Origin of the sequence: Amycolatopsis japonica (genome assembly GCF_000732925.1) — a bacterium.
Lineage (GTDB): Bacteria > Actinomycetota > Actinomycetes > Mycobacteriales > Pseudonocardiaceae > Amycolatopsis > Amycolatopsis japonica.
Genome location: NZ_CP008953.1, coordinates 8,761,203 through 8,781,100, shown reverse-complemented (window position 1 = coordinate 8,781,100; position 19,898 = coordinate 8,761,203). Strand labels below are relative to the sequence as shown.

Sequence of the window (19,898 nt, the reverse complement as noted above, 5' to 3'; positions counted from 1 at the left end):
CGTCGAACCGGATTTCGTCGTTAGGCTAGCCTTCCCTTATCGTGGACGCCATGGTCCAGGTCACGGAGCGCGGCACGACCATGAGGACCAGCGTTTCCGTGAGAACGCTGGTCCTCGTGGGGTCCCTGACAGCGCTCGTCGCGGTCATCCTGCTGTCGATCGGCTTCGGCTCGAACCGCCTCTCGCTCGGCGAAGTCCTGCACGCCCTCTTCGCCTACGACGGGAGCTACAACGACGTCGTCGTCCGCGACGATCGCCTGCCCCGCACTGTGCTCGGCGTCCTGGTCGGGATGGCGCTCGCGCTGGCGGGCTCGCTCATGCAGGCGATCACGCGCAACCCGGTCGCGGAACCCGGCCTGCTCGGCATCAACCACGGTGCCGCCGTCGCGATCGTGCTCGGCTCGACGCTGTTCTCGGTGACTTCGCCCGGCGAGTACGTCTGGTTCGCCTTCGCCGGGGCGCTCGCGGGAACCGCGCTGGTCTCGGTGATCGGCGGGACACGCGGGGCGACGAGCCCGCTGAGGCTGGTGCTGGCCGGTGTCGCCGTCCAGGCGGTGTTCGTCGGGATCAACCAGGGCATGCAGATGGTCAACACGCACAACCTGCAGGCCATGCGGTTCTGGCTGGTCGGCTCGCTGGTGAACCGGAACCTGGATCAGCTGTCGGTCTTGCTGCCGTTCTTCGTCGCGGGGGTGGTGATCGCGATCGTGCTGGCCCGCGCGCTGAACGCGCTGGCGCTCGGTGAGGACACGGCCCGCGGCCTCGGCGCGAATCCGGCGCTCGTCCGCGTCGCCGGGATGGTCGCCGTCGGTCTGCTTGCGGCGTCGGCGACCGCGGCCTGCGGGCCGATCGCCTTCGTCGGCCTGATGATCCCGCACGTCGTCCGCACGTTGATCGGCCAGGACGAGCGGTGGGTGATGCTGATTTCGGCGTTGCTCGGGCCGGTGCTGCTGCTCGGCTGCGACGTCCTCGGCCGCCTGCTCGGCTCGCCGGGGGAGATCCAGGTCGGCGTGATGACCGACGTCGTCGGCGGGATCGCGTTCGTGATCGTGGCCCGGCGCTTGAAGGCGGTGCGCCGATGACCGCGCTCGTCCGTCGTGAGTCCGGTGTGGACAGACGATCGGTGATCGTCGTCGCCGTGCTGGCCCTGGTGACGCTGACGCTCGTCGTGCTTTCCGTCGGCACCGGCGACTACGAAATGAGCCCCGGCGAAGTGCTCGCCACACTCGCGGGTTCGGGCACGAAGGCGCAGTACCTGGTCGTCATGGGACGGCTGCCGCGCGTGCTGGTCGCGATCCTCGTCGGGGCCGCGCTGGCGCTGGCCGGGGCGGTCTTCCAGACGATCACGCGCAACCCGCTCGGCAGCCCGGACATCATCGGCTTCACGACCGGCTCGGCGACCGGCGGCATCGTGACCCTGCTGCTCTTCGGCTCCGGCCCCGGGCTGGTCTCCGTCGGCGCGCTGGTCGGCGGGCTGCTGACCGCGCTGGTCGTGATGGCCTTGTGCGCGCCGCACGGTCTGCTGAGTTCGCGGCTGGTGCTGCTCGGGATCGCGGTCAGCGCGGTATTGGTCGGCGTGAACTCGTATCTGCTGGTGAAGGCGAACCTCGAAGCCGCCGCGCAGGCCGTCGGCTGGCTGGTCGGCGACCTCGCCGGCCGCGACTGGAGCTTCTTCGTGCCGCTGGCGGTCGCGGTGGCGGTGCTCGCCCCGATCGTGTTCTTCAACGGCCGCGCGCTGCGCATGCTGGAGATGGGCGACGACACCGCCACCGGTATCGGCGTCGACGTCCACCGCGTGCGGCTGACCCTGGTGCTGGTCGCGGTCGCGCTGGTGGCCGCCGCCACCGCCGCGACCGGGCCGCTGCCGTTCATCGCGCTCGCCGCGCCCCAGCTCGCGCGCCGGATGACGCGTCTGCCGGGGCCCAACCTGGCGGCTTCGGCCTTCGTCGGCGCGGCGCTGGTCGTCGCGGCGGACTACCTCGGCCAGCGGCTGCTGGAGTCCTCGCTGCTGCCCGCCGGTGTCGTGGCGGCAGCCCTCGGCGGCGCCTATCTGCTCTGGCTGCTGCTGCGTCGCAGGGCTTAGGTCAGCCGGGTCAGCTGCACCGAGACGTCCAAAGTGGACTGACCGCCACCGGTGAAGATGCCCTTGAGCGGTGGTACGTCGGCATAGTCGCGGCCGTACGCGACCCAGACGTGCCGCGGCCCGACCGGGATCGCGTTCGTCGGGTCGTAGGCCCACCAGCCGCCGGTCCACACGTCGACCCAGGCGTGGCTTTCGCCTTCGACCGTCTCGCCGAGCTTCGCCTCCGGTTTCGTGTGCAGATACCCGGAGACGTAGCGCGCCGGGACGCCGATCGCGCGCAGCATCACCAGCGTGACATGCGCGAAGTCCTGGCAAACCCCTTCGCGCGCACGCCACGCGTCGGTCGCCGTGCTGTGCACACCGGTCGTCCCAGGCTGGTACTTCAGCTGCTGGTTGACCCATTCGCAGACCGCGAGCACGGCCTCCGCGGGGTCGAGCCCCTTCCGCAGTTCACGCGCGACCTTCGTCAGCTCCGGATCGCGGGGCGTGTAGGGCGTCGGCGTCAGGTACTCGGTGCGGTGGTCGACGACGGTGTCGCTGCGCAGGTCCTTCCACGTCGCCGAACGGACCGGCTCGCCTTCGTCGGCGGTCTCGACCACCGACGTCGCGAGCACGGTGAACTCGGTGTGCGGCGCGTGAAGGTCGAACGAGGTCACGACGGTGCCCCAGTAATCCGTGTACCGGTAAGCACGGGTCGCCGGCGTCGTCTCGACCCGGTTCACGACCGTGGTCTGGCGCCGATCGGAGCGCGGGGTCAGCCGCGCCTCGTTGTACGACTGCGTGGCCGGGGTCGCGTACCGGTACCCGGTCCGGTGGGCCACCCGAAGCTGCCAGGTCACAGCGAAACCTCCGCACCGCTCCAGGCCACCCAAGGCGACGAATGGAAGTACTGCACCGAAACCGCGTCGCCGATGTCCTTGATCGAGGTCTGCAGGGCGCCGAGCCGTTTCGGCAGGTCCTCCAGCAGATCCGATGGCCGCAGGAACTCCAGCTCGCTGCGCGCGCGGCCGAGCTGCCGCAGAGCCTCGGACTTCTCGTTGGCACGCGAGTTGACGCCGGGGTCCAGCCGCTCCAGGCATTCCTCCGCCTGGCGCAACGCGTGGAACACCGAACGCGGGAAGAGCGTGTCCCGCAACAGGAACTGCACGACCCGGGCGGCGTCGAGCGCGCCGCGATAAGTCCGCAGGTACGTGTCCTGCGCGCCCGCCGAACGGAGCACGGTGATCCAGCCGGGTGACGACGCGCTGTCCTGCACTCGCGAGAGCAGCAGCCGCACCACCATGTCCGCGCGTTCGACCGAGCGCCCGAGCACCATGAACAGCCAGCCGTCGTCGCGGCTCATCGTCGAATCGGCGAGCCCGGCGAACATCGCCGCGCGCTCCTCCACGAAGGAGAGGAACGCGTGCGGCCCGGCGCGGCGCGCGTACCGCTGCCTGTCCGGCACCGCGTTCCACGTCGCGTTCAGGCATTCCCACAGCTCGGTCGAGACGACCTCGCGGGCACCGCGCGTGTTCTCGCGGGCCGAGTTGATCGAGCCGACGATGGACGCCGGATTGTCCTTGGCGTAGGCGACCAGTTCGGTCAGCTTCCACACGTCGAGGGTGTCCATGCCCTCCGGCGAGATGCCGAGGACGGCGAGCAGCTGGCGGCTCGCGTGGTCCGGGTCGACGCTCGCGTCTTCGAGCAGCTGATGCACGGAGACGTTGAGGATCCGGGAGGTGTCATCGGCGCGTTCGACGTACCGGCCGATCCAGTACAGCGATTCCGCGTTGCGGGCGAGCACATCAACTCCCTTATGCCTGTTGCTGCTGCTGTTGCTGGGTGGTGGTCAGCTCCGGGCCCTGTTCGGCGACCAGACCGTCTACTTGGGACAGTGCGCCGAGTGCGGGCCGCTCCAGTTCCCGTTCCGCCGTCGAGGATCGCGGCGCCAGCACCCAGGTGTCCTTGGAACCGCCGCCCTGCGACGAGTTGACCACCAGGCTGCCCTCGGGGAGCGCGACCCGGGTCAGCCCGCCCGGCAGGACGAAGATCTCCTTGCCGTCGTTGACCGCGAACGGCCGGAGATCGACGTGCCGTGGCGCCAGTCTGTCGTCCACTTTGGACGGAACGGTGGACAGCTGGACCACCGGCTGGGCGATCCAGCCGCGTTTGTGCGCCCGGACCTTGCGTTTGAGCGCGGTCAGCTCCGCCTGCGTCGCCTCCGGGCCGAACACGATGCCGTACCCGCCCGAACCTTCGACCGGTTTGATCACCAGCTCGTCCATATGCTGCATGACGTGGTCGAACTCGTCCGGCAGCCAGCACCGGAAGGTGTCGACGTTGGGCAGCAGCGGCTTCTCGTTGAGGTAGTACTTCACCATCTCGGGCACGTAGGTGTAGACGAGCTTGTCGTCACCGACGCCGTTGCCGACCGCGTTCGCGATCACCACGTTGCCCGCGCGCGCCGCGTTGAGGATGCCGGCCACGCCGAGCACGGAATCCGGCCGGTAGTGCACCGGATCGAGGAACTCGTCGTCGATCCGCCGGTAGATGACGTCGACCTGCCGCTCGCCCTCGGTGGTGCGCAGGTAGACGACGTTGTCCCGGCAGAACATGTCGCGGCCCTCGACCAGCTCGACCCCCATCAGCCGGGCCAGCAGCGAATGCTCGAAATACGCGGAGTTGTGGACGCCGGGGGTGAGCACGACGACCATCGGGTCGGCGACGTTCGCCGCGGCCGCCGCCCGGAGCGCGCGCAGCAGATGCGAGGCGTAATCGCCGACCGGGCGCACCCGGTGCTGGGCGAACAGGTCCGGGAACACGCGCGCCATCGTGCGGCGGTTCTCCATCACGTACGACACGCCGGACGGGTTGCGGAGGTTGTCCTCCAGCACCCGGAAGGTGCCCTCCTCGTCGCGCACCAGGTCCACACCGGACACATGGATGCGGACGCCGTTGGGCGGATTGATCCCGAACGCCTCGCGCTGGAAATGCTCGCACGAGGTGATCAGCCGTCGCGGCAGAACGCCGTCACGCAGGATCTGCCGGTCGCCGTACACGTCGGCGAGAAAGGCTTCGAGCGCGCGGACCCGTTGCGCCACACCGCGTTCGAGTTTGCTCCATTCGGCGGTGGTGATCACGCGCGGCACCAGGTCGAGCGGGAATGGGCGTTCCTGGCCCGACAGCGAGAACGTGATGCCCTGGTCCACCATGGCCCGGTCGATCGCCGCAGACCGGGACGAAAGGTCCGCCGACGTCAGCGCGGAGATCGATTCGTACAGCGCGCGGTACGGCTGGCGGACCGTGCCGTCGGCGGTGAACATCTCGTCGTACGCGCCCGCGTGTGGCCGCGACGGCGAGAGATAGCCGTCGAACTGCGCCCCGGGTTTCGCCGCGCGCCGGGCCGACGTCGTCGTCCGCGGGCGGCGGCCCGCGGGTGGGAGGCGCGGCGCCGAGTTGTTGTTCATGGGGGTCATCGTGACCTATGTACCCCGTTCGGCGCGAGATGCCCGGGTTGGCTTGGCGGAATGATCAGCCTGATGCTAGCCTCGCCGGGCGTATTCGAACCTGACTGGGGAAGGTTGGATTCTGTTCGGCGTTTCGCCATGCGTAAAACTCGTTGATTCGCGTATTACCTGCTGGATAAGCAGGCTCTGAATTTCACCTGCAATTTACAAGGGGAATTGTGAAGAATCTTGTGAAAACGTTCGTCGTGGCCGGTGCCGCAGTGGCGGCGCTGGCCGTTCCGGGTGTCGCGATGGCAGCTCAGGACGGTGCCGCGGCGCCGTCGACCAGTGTCGGCGTAATGGATGTCACGAGTCGTTGGTGCGGTCACAACTACGATAGCTGTATCCGTGAGCGGAGCGAATTCGCCCGGTATTACAACGTCGGGCCGCTCGAGTACTTTCCTGTCGACCCCAGTTGTGCGGGTATCTGCTACAACGGCTACAGGTTCCAATATTGGCCCAAGTAGATAGGGCGGCGGTGGGGCGCTTCGGCGCCCCATCGTGTTTCCCGTGCTGGGCCGGTTGAACCTCTGTCGGGACCCACCGGGACCGAGGTCGGCTCCCTCCCGTTGTCGGGACGATCTTCGCTGGAAACAGCGCTGTAACGTCTCGGTGCTGTGCTTGCCGCCGGATGAGTGGCACTATGCATGCTCTCGACACATGGGAACTACAAGGAGTGACGACGTGGCCCGATTGAAAGCGCTCGCCCTGATCCCGGCGCTCGCCCTAGCCGCGGGTGCGCTGACCGCGTGTGGCGAAGAAGGTGGGCAGAGCACCGCGGCCGGTGGCGTCCAGCTCGTCGCCTCCGGCAAGCTCACCACCTGCACGCACCTGCCCTACCAGCCGTTCCAGGTCAAGCAGGGCGACAAGATCGTCGGCTTCGACGTCGACCTGGTCGACCTCGTGGCGAAGAAGCTGGGCGTCGAGCAGAGCATCGTCGACATCGCCTTCGAGAACATCGAGTCCGGCGAGGCGATGAACACGGGCCAGTGCGACCTCGCCGCCGCCGGGATGACGATCAACGACAAGCGCAAGGCGAAGTTCGCCTTCTCCGACCCGTACTTCGAGGCGTCGCAGGCGCTGCTGGTCAAGACCGGTTCGCCGATCAAGGACCTGAGCAACGTCGCCGGCAAGAAGATCGGCGTCCAGTCGGCCACCACCGGCGCCGACTACGGCAAGGAAAAGGCCGTCGGCGCCGAAATCGTCACCTTCGACGACCTCGCGCTGCTGGAGCAGGCGGTGAAGAGCGGCCAGATCGACGCGGGCATCAACGACAACGGTGTGCTCTACGACTTCGTGAAGACGAACCCGGACACGACCGTCGTCACGGAGTTCAAGACCAACGAGTTCTACGGTATCGGCGTGAAGTCGGGTAACACCGCCCTCGTCAACCAGGTCAACGAGGTCCTCAAGGCTTCGGTCGCCGACGGCTCGTACGCGCAGATCTACCAGAAGTGGTTCGGCAAGGCGCCGACCTGGCAGCCGGGCAGCCCGGCCGCCGGTTGATAATCCGTCCTCTGTGGCCGGTGCCCAGTGCACCGGCCACAGGCTTGTCACCACCTGTTTGAGGAGAGAAATGGCTCTGAGCCGCCGCCAGCGACGATCGGCGTTCCGGTGGGCGCAGTACGGTCTGCTGCTGGTGATCGTCGTGGTGTTCGCGCTGCTGGCCGACTGGGGACGGCTGGGCAAGGCGTTCTTCGACCTCGAAGTCGCCGCGAAGCAGTTCCCGGACGTCATCACCGTCGCACTGAAGAACACGATCGTTTTCACCGCGCTGGGCTTCGCGCTCGGCCTCGGCCTCGGGCTCCTGCTCGCGCTGATGAGACTGTCTTCGGTCGGCCCGTACCGCTGGTTCGCGCGCGGGTACATCGAGTTCTTCCGCGGCCTGCCCGCGCTGCTGATCTTCCTGGCGGTCGGTGTCGGAGTGCCGATCGCCTTCCCGAACGTGTTCCTGCCACGGAACGTGTCGATCATGCTGGCGCTGGGCATCGTGTCGTCGGCCTACATGGCGGAGACCATTCGCGCCGGTATCCAGGCGGTGCCGCGCGGACAGGTCGAGGCCGCGCGTTCGCTCGGCATGTCACCCGCCCGCACGATGATCACCGTCGTGATCCCGCAGGCGTTCCGGATCATCCTGCCGCCGCTGGCCAACGAGCTGATCATGCTGACGAAGGACTCTTCGCTCGCGTTCCTGCTCGGCACCACCCCGGCGCAGCAGGAACTCGCACAGTTCAGCCGTCAAGCGCTGCTGGAGGCCAAGGGCCTGACCCCGATCGTCGTCGCCGGTCTGTGCTACCTCGTCATCACCATTCCGCTGTCGATCCTGCAGCAGCGGCTAGAGAAGAAATACGGAGCCGGAGTGCCCGGCGGAGGAACGGTATGAGCACCCAGACGATCGTCGAAGTTTCGGGACTGCACAAGGCGTTCGGCGAGCTCGAGGTGCTCAAGGGCATCGACCTGGAGGTCCAGCGGGGCCAGGTCGTCTGCATCATCGGCCCGTCGGGTTCCGGCAAATCGACGCTGCTGCGCTGCGTCAACCTCCTCGAGGAACCGCAGCAGGGCAAGATCGTGGTCAACGGCAGCGAGATCACCGACCCGGACGTCGACATCGACGGCGCCCGCACGAAGATCGGCATGGTCTTCCAGTCGTTCAACCTGTTCTCGCACCTGAGCGTGCTCGAAAACCTCACCGTCGCTCAGCGCAAGGTGTTGAAACGCGGCAAGGAAGAGGCGGAGCGCGTCGCGCGGGAAAACCTCGCGAAGGTCGGGCTGGCGGAGAAGGAGTCTTCGCTGCCGACACAGCTTTCCGGCGGGCAGCAGCAGCGCGTCGCGATCGCCAGGGCGCTTTCGATGGATCCCGACGTCATGCTGTTCGACGAGCCGACGTCGGCGCTGGACCCCGAACTGGTCGGCGACGTCCTCGCGGTCATGCGGCAACTCGCGCAAGAGGGCATGACGATGCTCGTCGTCACGCACGAAATGCAGTTCGCGCGTGAAGTGGCCGACATCGTGCTGTTCATGGACGGCGGCGTCGTCGTCGAGCAGGGCTCGCCGGACCAGGTGATCGGGGACCCGCAGGAGGAGCGCACGAAGACGTTCCTCTCGCGGGTCCTGAACCCGAACCACCAGGGCTAGCGTCCGCGAAGCTGCGACTCCAGCTGGACGACCTTCGCGACGATTTCGTGCGGCCCGGCGCCCATGAGGCTCACCCAGCCCTTGGCGTCCGGGCCGAACACGACGCGGCCGTGTTCGGTGTCCATCCAGCCCGGCGGCCTTTCGACGCGTTTCCGGTTGCCGCCGCCGTCACGGATGGCGACGTAAAGCCGTCCGAAGAAGGTGTACGGCGACCGGATCCACTGGAGGATCTTCTTGGCGTCGCGGATGCTCGGACCGGTGCCGATGAGCATTTCGCCCTTCATCAGGACCTGAAGATCGGCTTCCGAGCAGTTCAAGGACGGCGTGCGCGCGGCGGGCGCCTCGGGGAGCAGACCGGTGAAATCCTGCGCCAGCGTGTCCGGCCGCGTCGGCGTCAGGTAGACGACCTTGTCGACCAAAACGACGTTGACCGCTTCCCGGCCACTGCCCGCGGCGCGAACCGTCCGTTCCCGTCCCTCGGACTTCACCCACGAGTAGTACTCCACCGCCGGCCGCTGCAGGAAGCGCAGTGTGTCGAGGAATTCGTCGTCGATCTTGCCGCGCCTGAGCAGTCCCTGTCTGTCCAATTCGGACTGCGCGGTGGCGGCGAGCTCGCGCCGTTCCTCGGGCAGATACCACTGCGCGCCGCGGACGAGCGTCGGATGGATGTCGCCGAGATTGTGCTGGTCCAGCAAGGTTTCGTAGGTCTGGAGCGTCAGTTCGACGGGTTTCTGCAGCACGTTACGCGCCGATCACCGGCGGAACCGGCTTGTCACCGTCGTAACCGCCGAAGAGGGAGTCGCCGTCCTCTTCCTGCAGCGTGATCTTGCGCTGGTGCTCCTCGTCCTCGCCGCCCTTGCCCTTGCCCGCACCGGCGCCCATCCCGCCGCCGCCCATACCCGGCGCGCCGGCACGACCCGCCGCCGCGGCGCCGCCCGCCGGCGTACCGCGCATCGGCCCTTCACCGGGCATTGCGGCGCCGACGCCGCGACCGGGCCCCATACTCCCCGGCCCGCCCGTCGACCCACCCGGCCCGAAACCGCCGCCGGGCCCGAAACCGCCACTGAATCCGCCCGATCCCGGCCCGAATCCGTTGCCGCCACCGGGCCCGCTCCCTGGCCCGGGACCGAACGAGGGCGGTCGGTGGTCGCCCGGCCGCACCTGTGTTTTCGGGTCCCAATGGGACAGTTGGGTCCGATCGTTCGGCTGTGGTGACGGAACCGGACGCGGCACCTGCGGCACCCTCGGCGCAGGCGGAACCTGCGGCGGCCTCGGCGCCTGATACCCCTCGGCCCCCGGAGGCGCGCTGTACGAACTCGGCCCGCCGGTGTACCCACCGGGACCGCTGTGCCGCCCGGAGTCGCCCGGCCCGCCGCTGAACCCGCTGACCTTGGTCTGCCCGGGATCGATCGGATCCGGCGTGATCGGCCCCGCCGAAACGTTCGGATCATGCGCGGCGGGATAAACCGGCGCGAGCGACTGCTGCCGCGGCTGGGTGCTCTGGTAGTACGGCTCGTAGATCTCGACGTTGTGCTTGGTGTCCGAGTCGAACTTCGCCGCCGCGATCTCGTCGTCACTCGCGCCGATGGACAGGATGTCGCCGGGCCCGTTGTCCCCCGCGCGTTCCTTCTCGACGGGACGGACATTGCCGCGTGTGTAATGGAAGGAGGCGTTCTGGTCGTACATCGACTGGCGAGCGCGGTCCATGTTCTCGCCGGCGATCTTGGAGGTCGCGATGAGCGGGGCGAGGCCTGCTGTTCCGCTGTCGGCGGCCTTGCCCTTCCAAAAGGACGTCAGCGCCGTTTGGCTGGTCTCCATGGCCTTGCTGAAGTTTTCATGGAACACCATCAACTTGTGTGAGGCGACCTGCGCCTTGTCGAGGGTTTCCGTCGTGGACGGATTGGCGTTGAGTTTGGTGAATATCTCCCAGCCGCTATAGGTCATGGCCTAAGCTCCTTTGAGCTTCTTGATCGCTGCGGCAGCAACCTTGGTAGCGAGACCACAGGGATCGGACAGCATGGGGTTTCCAGTGGCCAGGAGCGGCGTGACCGTATAGGTAAGGTCGTCACGCACGCCTACCGCGAGTACGCACCGCCCCTTGCCTTCTCCGCCGTTGTCGTAGATGACGCCTGGATATCCTTCGATCGAGTCGATCGGCTTGAAGGTGGAGAGCCCGCCCTGCGCGTGTTTCGCGTAGAGGCTGCTCAGCCCCTCCTTATTGCCAGGCAGGAGGCCTGCGGTCACGCTGCTTGGCCCGGCCTCGAAGATCCAGCCGCAGCTTTTTCCGAAAGTCCCGTCGTCGACCTCTGTCTTCTCGACCTTTCCGCCGAGTTCCTCGATCTGAGCGGTGGCCACCGTGCTACACGGGTCCGATTCGGCTTGGGTGGTGTTCAGAATCGGATTCGTCACAGCAGGAGCGCCGTTCGCCGGTAGCCGGGCCGAAGTGGGCGCGGTCGGGGCGGCTGAGGTCGCATCGCCCGTCTTGGGATCGCTGCATCCGCTCATCAGCAGCAAACCGCTCACTGCGGCTACGGACACGAACTTCCTGGCGTGGGGCATCAGTCGGCCTTCCCGATCTGGCGGAGTGCGTCGATGGCTGCTTGATCCTGGTTCTGGTACGCAGTCCGGATTTGCCTCAAAGTGTCCAGGTACGAGTTCGTGTAGTCCCAGGCCCCCTGCATGAAGGCCTGGTAGGAGCTTCCCGAGTTGTTCGCAGCGGCCGTGTATCCCTCGCTGCCGACTTCATGGCCCGGCGGCTGGATCTGATTCAGTACGTCGGCCTCGCGACGTGCCTTCCGGAAGTCGCTCTCGAGGCAGTCTTCGAGGGACTTGATCACGGCGTCCATAGCGGCAGGATCGAACTCCCAGCCACCATTCGCCGAGGCGGCTGCGAAGTCGGCCTTCGCTTGTCCGCTGCCCAGTTCGCCGTAATTCGGCGGCGGAGGGGACGGCGGGGGCGGCGGCGCTGCGGCAGCGCCCTGAATCAACCCCGAGTTCGGAGGAGGCGCCTGCGGCCCCGGCCCGTTGATCTGGTCGTAGACCCCTTGGGGGCCGCTTCCTGGTCTCGTCATTTCGTGCCTCCCCGCACGGGTCGCGATGGGGCGCGACCTACCCGTAGTTCCCCGATGACTCCGATCGGTGACGATAGCAGCAGGTAAACCGTTGATCAGCCCCTTCGTGAAAGATCACCATCGAAAGATGGGAAGTCGGCGTGATTTGTCTTGACTCCGGTGAGTGACCGCGGCGGCGAAACAGGACACCGGCGGCGAATCCGCCCAAGATCACTACCGCGGACGCAAACGGCCTGTTCCAGCACCCGGGGCGGCCGTTCTGCCGTCGCGATCCCGTGGCAGGTTCCGGTCCACTGTCCCGGGCCACTTGCGAACCCCGTGCGTGATCGGCTTCGCTGGGGGCCGAGGAACGACGGGGGAGGGAAGCGAAACGATGCCGGGTTTTCGGCGCAACAACGGGCCGCGCGATCCGGGGGAAGGTGACCAGAACGGCGACACGTCCTTGCCGCCGCTCGACCCGTTCGACCCGAACCCCGACAAGCGGTACGAGGTTCCGGCGTCCGAGCTGATGAAGCCGGGGACGACGGGGCTGCTCCGGTGGCGCCGCCAGGCGACCAACGCGCCGATCGTGCAGGTCGAGGACGCGTACATCACCGGGACGCTCGATCTGCGCGCCGCCGACATCAAGTATCTGTTCCGGTTCGAGCGGTGCCGGTTCGAGCATCCGCCGGACGTCCGTGAGGCGCATCTGCTCGGGCTCGTGTTCCGCAAGTGCTGGCTGCCCGGGCTCAAGGCGCGCAACCTCCGCACCCGCAACGACGTCCGCCTCATCCGCAGTGTCGTGCACGTCGACGCCGAGCACGAGATCGAGGAGACCACGGTCCAGCGCGGTGACGATCGCGAGCGCGGGATGCCGAACGCGGCGGTCAATCTCACCGACGCGGTCATCGAGGGTTCGGTCGTACTGACCCGCACGGTGATCACGCATCCTCGCGGCAAGGCGATCCAGGCCGACCGGGTCAACATCGTCGGCGCGCTGCTGGCGTATCGGTTGGTGGCCAACGGAGAAGTCCGCATCCCGGGTATGCGGGCGGGCGGTAACGTCAACTTTTCCGGCGCGACGCTGAACAACCGGGATGGCTTCGCGCTCAACGGCAACGGAATCCACATCGGCGGCAGTCTGCTGTGCGAGGTGGACAACTACGGGCCCGCCGCGCAGCGGAAACGCTTCTCCGCCAGTGGGATCATGTACTTGCCGAGCGCCACTGTGGACAGTGACATCATCCTGCGCGAGGCCAAGCTCTCGGTGAACCAGTCCGGGCCGATCGTCGTCGACGCGTGGAAATCGAATGATCCGTACATCGATCCGCGGCCCGCGTTGGTCGCGGACCGCTCGACGGTCAACGGGAACCTCGAGCTGAGCGATGGCATGCAGGCCACCGGGACGCTGCGGATGGTCAACGCCCGCATCGGCGGTTCGCTGCGGTTGGCGGGCGCCGAGGTCCAGGTCGTCCGTGGGCAGAGCATTCCTTACTACGACCGCGCGATCCATCTCGACGGGACCACCATCGGCGGTGATCTCGAGGCGACGAGCCTGCGGGTGCCGTCCGGGCAGTTGCGCATGGCCGACATCACCGTCGGTGGGAACGTGCTGGCGTGGAACTCGATGTTCCTGCACCCGCGCCGCGACGTCTTTTCCGCGCGGCGCGCGAAGATCGCGGGCAACTTCCAGCTCACGGACGCGACCGTCCAGGGCACCTTGCGGTTGCAGGGCGCCGAGATCGGCGGCAGCGTGAACCTCTTCGGCACGAGCCTGACCGAGCCCGGCGCGCGCACGCGGACCAGCTACTCGCTGGACGTCCGCACCGCGCGGATCGGCCGGGATCTGATCCTCACCGAGAACAAGGAACGTCCGTTCGTCGCGCAGGGCGGGGTCAACCTCGACGGTGCGCAGGTCGCACGACGCGTCGACTTCCGCGGCGCGCGGCTTGGTTCCCTGCCGCAGCACGGGATCGCGCTCGACGGCAGTGACGTGTCCGCCGACGAATTCCTGCTCACGCCCGCCGTCCCACCGGACGGCCGGATCGTGCTGCGCCGGGCGCATTGCGGGACGCTGGGCGACAACGAGGCGTTCTGGGCGTCGGCGACGGGGATCGAGCTGGAGGATTTCCGTTATGACGCACTGCAAGAGGACATCGCGCTCGACGACGACCGGGCGATCGACCATCGGATCGTGTTGCTGCGCAAGGCGATGGACGGTTACCGGCCGGGCCCCTACGACCAGCTGGCGGCGACGCTGCGTGCGTCCGGTAATGAAGAGCACGCCTCCACGGTGCTGCTGAAGAAACAGCAGTTCCGGTACGAGGCGCTCGCGAAGGGCTTCAAGTTCTTCGGGCCCGGCGTGCACGTGTGGAGCTGGTTGCAGCGGTCGATGGTCGGCTACGGCTTCCGTCCGGTGCGTGCGCTCGGCTGGCTGTTGACGTTGTTGGTGCTGGGCAGTCTGTGGTTCGGGTTCGGGGTCGACGACTGCGTGACCAAGCCCAATCTCACGGTGAGCGGGCCGCGCTGCCTGGTCAACCAGGACGACACCGGGCTGCAGTGGAACCCGGTGCTGTACACGATCGACCTGCTGGTCCCGATCGTCGACTTCGGCAACAAGTCGCGTTGGTACATGCACGGCATGGACAACTGGGTCGCGGCCGGGTTCACCGCGTCGGGCTGGGTGCTGGCGACCACGGTCGCGGCCGGGATCAGTCGCATGCTCCGCCGGGACAACTGAGGGTATTTCACATACCCTCAGTACGGAGGTATGTCATGACAGAGCCCAGCGCCACCGGAAAGATCGCGATCGCCGCCCCGCCCGAGAAGGTGTATTCCCTGGTCAGTGACCCGGGTGCGCTCGCGGGTATGGCCGAGGAATACGAGGGACACCGCTGGGTCGGCGCCGCGGGGGCCGTCGTGGGCGCCAAGTTCCGCGGCCGAAACCGCCGTGGGCTCCGCCGCTGGAGCACGCTCTCGACGATCACGGACGCCGACGAGGGCAAGCGGTTCGCGTTCGAGGTGACCACCGTCGCCGGCCTTCCCGTCGCGCGCTGGCAGTACGACATCGAGGCGTCGGGCGACGGTTGCGTGGCCGTCGAGAGCACGTGGGACCGGCGGCCGGGCTGGCTGCGCGGGCCGACGTCGCTGTTCACCGGGGTTTGGAAGCGGGACGACGCCAACCGGGCGAACATCGCCGCGACGCTGGCTCGGCTGAAGGCCGCCGCCGAGTCCTGACCCATACCACGGCCGGTCCCGGATCACCGAAAAGAGCAAGGGACCTTTGCTACCACGTGGGGCACATGTGGTGACGAACGATCCTCAACGCCACCACATGTAGCGTCCCCAACCCACAAACTCAAGTCATGAACGGACCGTTCATTCGACGAACCGAGACCAGAACTCGACGTGCCGCGGCCCGCCCTCCGGCGGCGGGCCCAGCGGCTGGCCGCAGAAGTCGTGCTGCAGGTATCCCCGCAGGTCGTAGCCGTAATAGACGATGTCGGTCTGATACACCGACAGCACCGGATAGCCCGTGCTCCCGGCGATCCCGGGCAGATACCGGTGCCCGCAGACGGGTACCAGCTGCGGCGCGAGCGCCAGATGCGATCGCGCCCGTGAAAGCGCGTCGGCGAGGTCGATCGGGCGCATGCCCCAGTCCGGCAGCCAGAAGCCGTTGTGTTCGACGTCGTAAAGCACCCCGTCGACCGGCCAGTCCAGGCGTTTTCGCAGCTGGTCGGGGTTGCCGCAGCGCCAGTCCGGCCAGCGGTCGCCGATCGGCACCCCGGCGGACAGGAACGTCCGGTGGTCGGCGGCGAACCGGAAGCCGAAACGGGCTTCGACGTCGTCGAGCTCGGCCTCGCTCAACCCGGGACGCACGGGTTCGGCCAAGCTCGCCTGGAGGTCGTGTGCCTCCTCGATGGTGAAGGCGTGCTCAACAGTGGACATGTGTTCGAGCCTAAATTGCGCATCGCGAAGGCGCCTTCCCTTTTAACACCACTCCCTCATCACCTACATGGGCCTCCTCCCGAGGGGTGAGCTCGCCCTCTCAACGCCTGGACCTCGGAACAGCACGGCCGCGGGTGTAGTTCACTCATGTCGTGACTTCCCCACGAACGCAGTCCCGTGTGCGCGCCCCCGAGCTCGCCGGTGACGGGTGGCTCAACACCGGCGGCGAGCGGATCACGCTCGCCGGGCTGCGCGGCCGCGTCGTCCTGCTGGACTTCTGGACCAGCGGCTGCATCAACTGCCTGCACGTGCTGGACGAGCTGCGCCCGCTGGAGGCCGAGTTCGCCGACGTCCTGGTGACCATCGGCGTGCATTCGCCCAAGTTCCTGCACGAGGGCGAGGCGGCCGCGATCGAGGCCGCCGTGCGGCGTTACGAGGTGCACCACCCGGTCCTCAACGACCCGAAGATGGCCACCTGGTCGCAATACGCGGTCAAGGCATGGCCGACGTTGGTCGTCGTCGACCCCGAGGGTTACGTCGTCCACGTCGCCGCCGGCGAGGGGCACGCCGAGGCACTGCGCAGGGTGATCGCCGACCTCGTCGCGACCCACGAGGCCAAGGGCACGCTCCGCCGCGGCGGCAGTCCGTACGTCCCGGCCGAGGAGCAGCGCACCGAGCTGCGGTTCCCGAGCAAGGCCGTCACCACCGCCGAAGGCCGCATCCTGGTCGCCGACACGGGCAACCACTCCATCGTCGAGTTCGCCTCCGACGGCGAGACGATCATCCGCCGGTTCGGCAGCGGTGAGCGAGGCGCGCAGGACGGGCCGTTCGACCTGGCGAGCTTCACCGAGCCGTCCGGGATCACCCTGCTGCCGTACGAGGTCGCCGAACGCGCGGGCTATCACGCCGTCGTCGCCGACACGGCCGGGCACCGGCTGCGCGGGATCGACCTGATCACCGGCGAGGTCTCCACGGTCGCCGGCACCGGCCGCCAGTGGCGCGACGGCGTCGACACCGGCAAGGCGCTCGACATCGACCTCACCAGCCCTTGGGACGTCGCCTGGTGGGGTCCCGCGGGCGGCGTCGTGGTCGCCATGGCGGGCAACCACACGCTGAGCGTGTTCGAGCCGGTCTCGGGCACCATCCGCCGCTTCGCCGGCACGACCGTCGAAGGCCTGCGTGACGGCGACGTCCACGAGGCGTTCTTCGCGCAGACGTCCGGCCTGACGCCCGACGGGCAGAAGCTGTGGCTCGCGGACGCGGAGACGTCGGCGTTGCGCTGGATCCAGCCCGAGGGCGAGACGTTCACCGTGCACACCGCGGTCGGCGTCGACCTGTTCTCCTTCGGCCATGTAGACGGACCCGCCGACAAGGCGCTCCTGCAGCATCCGCTCGGCCTTGCCGTGCTCCCTGGCGACACCGTCGCTATCGCCGACACCTACAACGGCGCCATCCGCCGCTACGACCCGCTCACCCGCCAAGTGACCACGCTCGCGACCGGGCTCGCGGAGCCGTCCGGGCTGCTGGTGCACGACGGCGAACTGCTGGTCGTCGAGTCGGCGGGCGGCCGGATCGGGCCGGTGCCGCTCGGGGAGCAGGCCGTGGCCGGGGACGCGCACGCGGTCCGCCGTCCGCCGACCGTGCTCGCGCCGGGTGAGCTGGAGTTCTCCGTCGTCTTCACCCCGCCGCCCGGCGAGAAGCTCGACGACCGCTTCGGCCCGTCGACGCGGCTGGAGATCAGCGCGTCGCCGCCGGAACTGCTCGCCGACGGCGCCGGAGTGGGCACGGACCTGTTCCGCAAGCTCCGCTTCGCCGAGGGCGTCACCGGAGGGGTTCTGCAGGTCGTCGCGCAGGCGGCGAGCTGTGACGATGGAGGCGAGCATCCCGCCTGCCGCATCACCCGCCAGGACTGGGGTGTGCCGGTGCGGTTCGAAAACGGCGGAGAAAGCGTGCTGAGCCTGGTCATGGCGGGCGACCCGGGTAAGTAGAGTCGTACCTGTGTCAGAGCGGCCGAAACTCGAGATTCAGATGCTGCAGGACAGGGTGCTCGTGAAGCTGTCCCCCGAGGACGGGGAGCGCCGAAGTTCCGGCGGCATCGTCATCCCCGCCACCGCGCAGGTGGCGCGGCGGCTCGCGTGGGGTGATGTACTGGGCGTGGGCAACAGTGTGCGGAACGTCAAGACCGGCGACCGCGTGCTGTTCAACCCGGACGACCAGCACGAGGTCGAGATCCAGGGCGAGGGGCACCTGGTGATGCGGGAACGCGACATCCACGCCGTGGCGACCGAACGGACCGAACACGGCACGGGGTTGTACCTGTAACTCGAGCCACGGGAGGGGTGGTGAGGGGCGGTGCGCGAAGACCATGACGAGCCGGGCGCCGACCTGTTCACCGACGATCTCCTCTCGGCCCCGGAAACCGACGAGGGCCTGGTAGACGAGCTCTTCGAGGGCGACAGGGTGGTGCATCCGCCGCCGACGCCCGCGTCGAAGTTCCGCAAGGGCCTCGGCAAGGCCCTCATGGTCACCGGCGTGCTCATGGGCCTGTTCGTGCTCCTGTACGCGGTCGATTTGATCGTCAGCGCCGGGGACGTCCCGCGCGGCGTCACGGTCGCGGGGATCGACGTCGGCGGTCTCACGCACAAAGACGCCGAGTCGAAACTTCGCCGTGAGCTGGAGCCGAGGCTGATCGAGCCGGTGCGGGTGCGGGCGGGCGACGTCCGCACGGTGCTGTACCCGACGTCCTCCGGCCTCGGCCTGGACTGGCCGCAGACGCTGGGCCGCGCCGGTCATCAGCCACTGAGCCCGTACACGCGGCTGATGTCGTTCTTCACCAGCCGCGAGGTCGGTGTCGTCACCTGGACCGACGCGCCGAAACTCGAAAAGGCCGTCTCGGACCTCGCCGCCACGAAGCTGAACCGCCCGCCGGTCGAAGGGAACATCACCTTCCAGCCGGTCGCGGGCACCGACGGCGGCGTGGTCCCGGCCGCGGTCGAACCGCGCAACGGGCAGACCCTCACCGACCTCAAGGAGGCCGTCACCGCGGTCACCGAGGGCTGGCTGAGCGACAACGGTGTCGAGTTCAAGGTGAACGTCGCGCCGGTGAAGGCGACTTCGCCGGGCGTGCACGCGGCGCTCGTCAAGATCGTCGTCCCGGCCGTCGCGAAGCCGCTGGTCATCCGCGGCGAGGGCAAGGACGCGACGCTGAAACCGGACGTGATCGCGGGGTCCTTCCAGTTCGCCGCGCGCGACGACGGCAACCTCGAAGTCCGTATCGACCAGGGCAAACTGCGGGCGGTGGCGCAGCCGCAGCTCAAGGAGACCGAGACCGACGGCGCCGACGCGCAGATCGTCTTCGTCGGCGACAGACCGGCCGTCCAGCCGTCGAAGGACGCGAGGAAGGTCAACTGGGACCTCACGTTCTCCTCGCTGACCTCGACGCTCGCCAAGAGCGAGGAGCGGGAGCTGAAAGCGGTCTACGACGCCAGCAGCCCGGCCGTCAGCACCGAGGCGGCGAACGTCCTCGGCATCAACGAGGTCATCGGCGAGTTCACCACGTCCGGTTTGAGCGGGCCGGCGATGACGAACGTGCAGACGCTGGCCACCAGGGTCTCCGGCGCCATCGTGAAGCCGAACGAACGGTTCAGCCTCGGCGCGCGCTCCGGGGCGAGGACGGCGGACGCGGGCTACGTGCCCGCCCCGGTGAACGAGGACGGCACCGGGCCGGTCGTGGTCGGCGGCGGCGTCTCGCAGCTCGCGACGACGCTCTACAACGCCGCGTACCTGGCGGGCCTCGCCGACGGCGGTCATCTGGAGCACGACAACTACCTGGACCGGTATCCCGTCGCGCGCGACGCCAAGGCGATCAACACCGACGGTTCGCCGGTCGATCTGCAGATCGTCAACGACGCCCCGACCGGGATCGCGCTCCAGGTGATCCCCGCGAACGGCTCGGTGACGGTGCGGATCTGGGGTACGAAACGGTTTTCGGTGCAGAGCGTCGCCGGCGAGCGGCATTCGTACGTTCCTCAGCCGGTGCAGATGGGGTCGGGGCCCGGCTGCGTCCCGGATCCCGGCGCGGCCGGGTTCAGCACGTCGGACACCCGCGTGCTCGTCGACGTCGTCACCGGTACGGAGGTCCGCCGGGAGACCCGCAACGCGACCTACTCGCCGAGGACCGCGATCATCTGCGCCTGA

General features: G+C 68.1%; 19 protein-coding genes. 11 read left to right on the top strand and 8 right to left on the bottom strand.

Going from position 1 to position 19,898, the window contains the following annotated elements:
* Positions 1–50: 50 nt before the first annotated feature.
* Complete coding sequence (locus AJAP_RS40915; protein ID WP_038524849.1) at positions 51–1,082, top strand: FecCD family ABC transporter permease; 1,032 nt, start codon at positions 51–53, stop codon at positions 1,080–1,082.
* A complete protein-coding gene (locus AJAP_RS40910) occupies positions 1,079–2,083 on the top strand; it encodes a FecCD family ABC transporter permease (RefSeq protein WP_038521728.1) in 1,005 nt (334 codons plus the stop codon). The genes AJAP_RS40915 and AJAP_RS40910 overlap by 4 nt, the downstream gene beginning before the upstream one ends.
* Here AJAP_RS40910 and AJAP_RS40905 read toward each other — a convergent pair.
* The 3 genes from AJAP_RS40905 to AJAP_RS40895 are packed head-to-tail and all read right to left on the bottom strand — an operon-like array spanning position 2,080 to position 5,538.
* Complete coding sequence (locus AJAP_RS40905; protein WP_037334373.1) at positions 2,080–2,922, bottom strand: transglutaminase family protein; 843 nt, start codon at positions 2,920–2,922, stop codon at positions 2,080–2,082. The genes AJAP_RS40910 and AJAP_RS40905 overlap by 4 nt on opposite strands.
* The gene (locus tag AJAP_RS40900) at positions 2,919–3,866 is read right to left on the bottom strand and encodes an alpha-E domain-containing protein (protein WP_016338202.1); all 948 of its coding nucleotides are present in this window, start codon (positions 3,864–3,866) and stop codon (positions 2,919–2,921) included. Before AJAP_RS40900 ends, AJAP_RS40905 begins: the two co-directional genes overlap by 4 nt.
* Positions 3,867–3,876: 10 nt before the next feature.
* The gene (locus AJAP_RS40895) at positions 3,877–5,538 is read right to left on the bottom strand and encodes a circularly permuted type 2 ATP-grasp protein (protein ID WP_051972750.1); all 1,662 of its coding nucleotides are present in this window, start codon (positions 5,536–5,538) and stop codon (positions 3,877–3,879) included.
* Between the two features lie 209 nt (positions 5,539–5,747).
* Here AJAP_RS40895 and AJAP_RS43955 point away from each other — a divergent pair, with 209 nt between their 5' ends.
* The 4 genes from AJAP_RS43955 to AJAP_RS40880 all read left to right on the top strand — a co-directional run bounded on the left by AJAP_RS43955 (position 5,748) and on the right by AJAP_RS40880 (position 8,703).
* Positions 5,748–6,035 (top strand): hypothetical protein, encoded by a 288-nt coding sequence (locus AJAP_RS43955; protein WP_148311647.1) that lies wholly within the window; start codon positions 5,748–5,750, stop codon positions 6,033–6,035.
* Between the two features lie 217 nt (positions 6,036–6,252).
* Positions 6,253–7,074 (top strand): transporter substrate-binding domain-containing protein, encoded by an 822-nt coding sequence (locus AJAP_RS40890; RefSeq protein ID WP_038521722.1) that lies wholly within the window; start codon positions 6,253–6,255, stop codon positions 7,072–7,074.
* A 70-nt stretch (positions 7,075–7,144) separates the two neighbouring features.
* Positions 7,145–7,951 carry an amino acid ABC transporter permease gene (locus tag AJAP_RS40885; protein ID WP_038521719.1) on the top strand — a complete coding sequence of 269 codons (807 nt, stop codon included), beginning with the start codon at positions 7,145–7,147 and terminating at the stop codon, positions 7,949–7,951.
* Positions 7,948–8,703 (top strand): amino acid ABC transporter ATP-binding protein, encoded by a 756-nt coding sequence (locus AJAP_RS40880; protein ID WP_038521717.1) that lies wholly within the window; start codon positions 7,948–7,950, stop codon positions 8,701–8,703. Before AJAP_RS40885 ends, AJAP_RS40880 begins: the two co-directional genes overlap by 4 nt.
* On the opposite strand, the gene AJAP_RS40875 is transcribed toward AJAP_RS40880, so the two are convergent.
* The 4 genes from AJAP_RS40875 to AJAP_RS40860 are packed head-to-tail and all read right to left on the bottom strand — an operon-like array spanning position 8,700 to position 11,774.
* A complete protein-coding gene (locus AJAP_RS40875; RefSeq protein ID WP_038521714.1) occupies positions 8,700–9,443 on the bottom strand; it encodes an ESX secretion-associated protein EspG in 744 nt (247 codons plus the stop codon). The two genes, AJAP_RS40880 and AJAP_RS40875, sit on opposite strands and share 4 nt — an antisense overlap.
* 1 nt (position 9,444) lies before the next feature.
* Positions 9,445–10,647: a hypothetical protein gene (locus AJAP_RS40870; RefSeq protein WP_038521711.1), complete on the bottom strand. Its 1,203-nt coding sequence runs from the start codon at positions 10,645–10,647 to the stop codon at positions 9,445–9,447.
* A 3-nt stretch (positions 10,648–10,650) separates the two neighbouring features.
* Positions 10,651–11,226, bottom strand: a complete 576-nt coding sequence (locus AJAP_RS40865; protein ID WP_228694817.1) for a DUF3558 domain-containing protein — start codon at positions 11,224–11,226, stop codon at positions 10,651–10,653.
* 35 nt (positions 11,227–11,261) lie between these two features.
* Positions 11,262–11,774, bottom strand: coding sequence for a hypothetical protein (locus tag AJAP_RS40860; protein WP_038521706.1), 513 nt, complete (start codon positions 11,772–11,774; stop codon positions 11,262–11,264).
* A 373-nt stretch (positions 11,775–12,147) separates the two neighbouring features.
* Here AJAP_RS40860 and AJAP_RS40855 point away from each other — a divergent pair, with 373 nt between their 5' ends.
* Positions 12,148–14,493 (top strand): hypothetical protein, encoded by a 2,346-nt coding sequence (locus AJAP_RS40855; protein WP_038521703.1) that lies wholly within the window; start codon positions 12,148–12,150, stop codon positions 14,491–14,493.
* Positions 14,494–14,528: 35 nt separating this feature from the next.
* On the top strand, positions 14,529–14,990 hold the full coding sequence (locus AJAP_RS40850) for an SRPBCC family protein (RefSeq protein ID WP_038521700.1): 462 nt from the start codon (positions 14,529–14,531) through the stop codon (positions 14,988–14,990).
* A 141-nt stretch (positions 14,991–15,131) separates the two neighbouring features.
* Here AJAP_RS40850 and AJAP_RS40845 read toward each other — a convergent pair whose 3' ends face one another.
* On the bottom strand, positions 15,132–15,701 hold the full coding sequence (locus AJAP_RS40845) for a hypothetical protein (protein ID WP_038521697.1): 570 nt from the start codon (positions 15,699–15,701) through the stop codon (positions 15,132–15,134).
* Between the two features lie 179 nt (positions 15,702–15,880).
* Here AJAP_RS40845 and AJAP_RS40840 point away from each other — a divergent pair, with 179 nt between their 5' ends.
* Genes AJAP_RS40840 through AJAP_RS40830 form a run of 3 tightly spaced genes read left to right on the top strand, consistent with a single transcriptional unit; the run spans position 15,881 to position 19,898 of the window.
* A complete protein-coding gene (locus tag AJAP_RS40840; RefSeq protein ID WP_038521694.1) occupies positions 15,881–17,689 on the top strand; it encodes an NHL domain-containing thioredoxin family protein in 1,809 nt (602 codons plus the stop codon).
* Positions 17,690–17,729: 40 nt separating this feature from the next.
* Positions 17,730–18,023, top strand: coding sequence for a GroES family chaperonin (locus tag AJAP_RS40835; protein WP_007032412.1), 294 nt, complete (start codon positions 17,730–17,732; stop codon positions 18,021–18,023).
* Positions 18,024–18,053: 30 nt separating this feature from the next.
* Positions 18,054–19,898, top strand: a complete 1,845-nt coding sequence (locus AJAP_RS40830) for a VanW family protein (protein WP_038521689.1) — start codon at positions 18,054–18,056, stop codon at positions 19,896–19,898.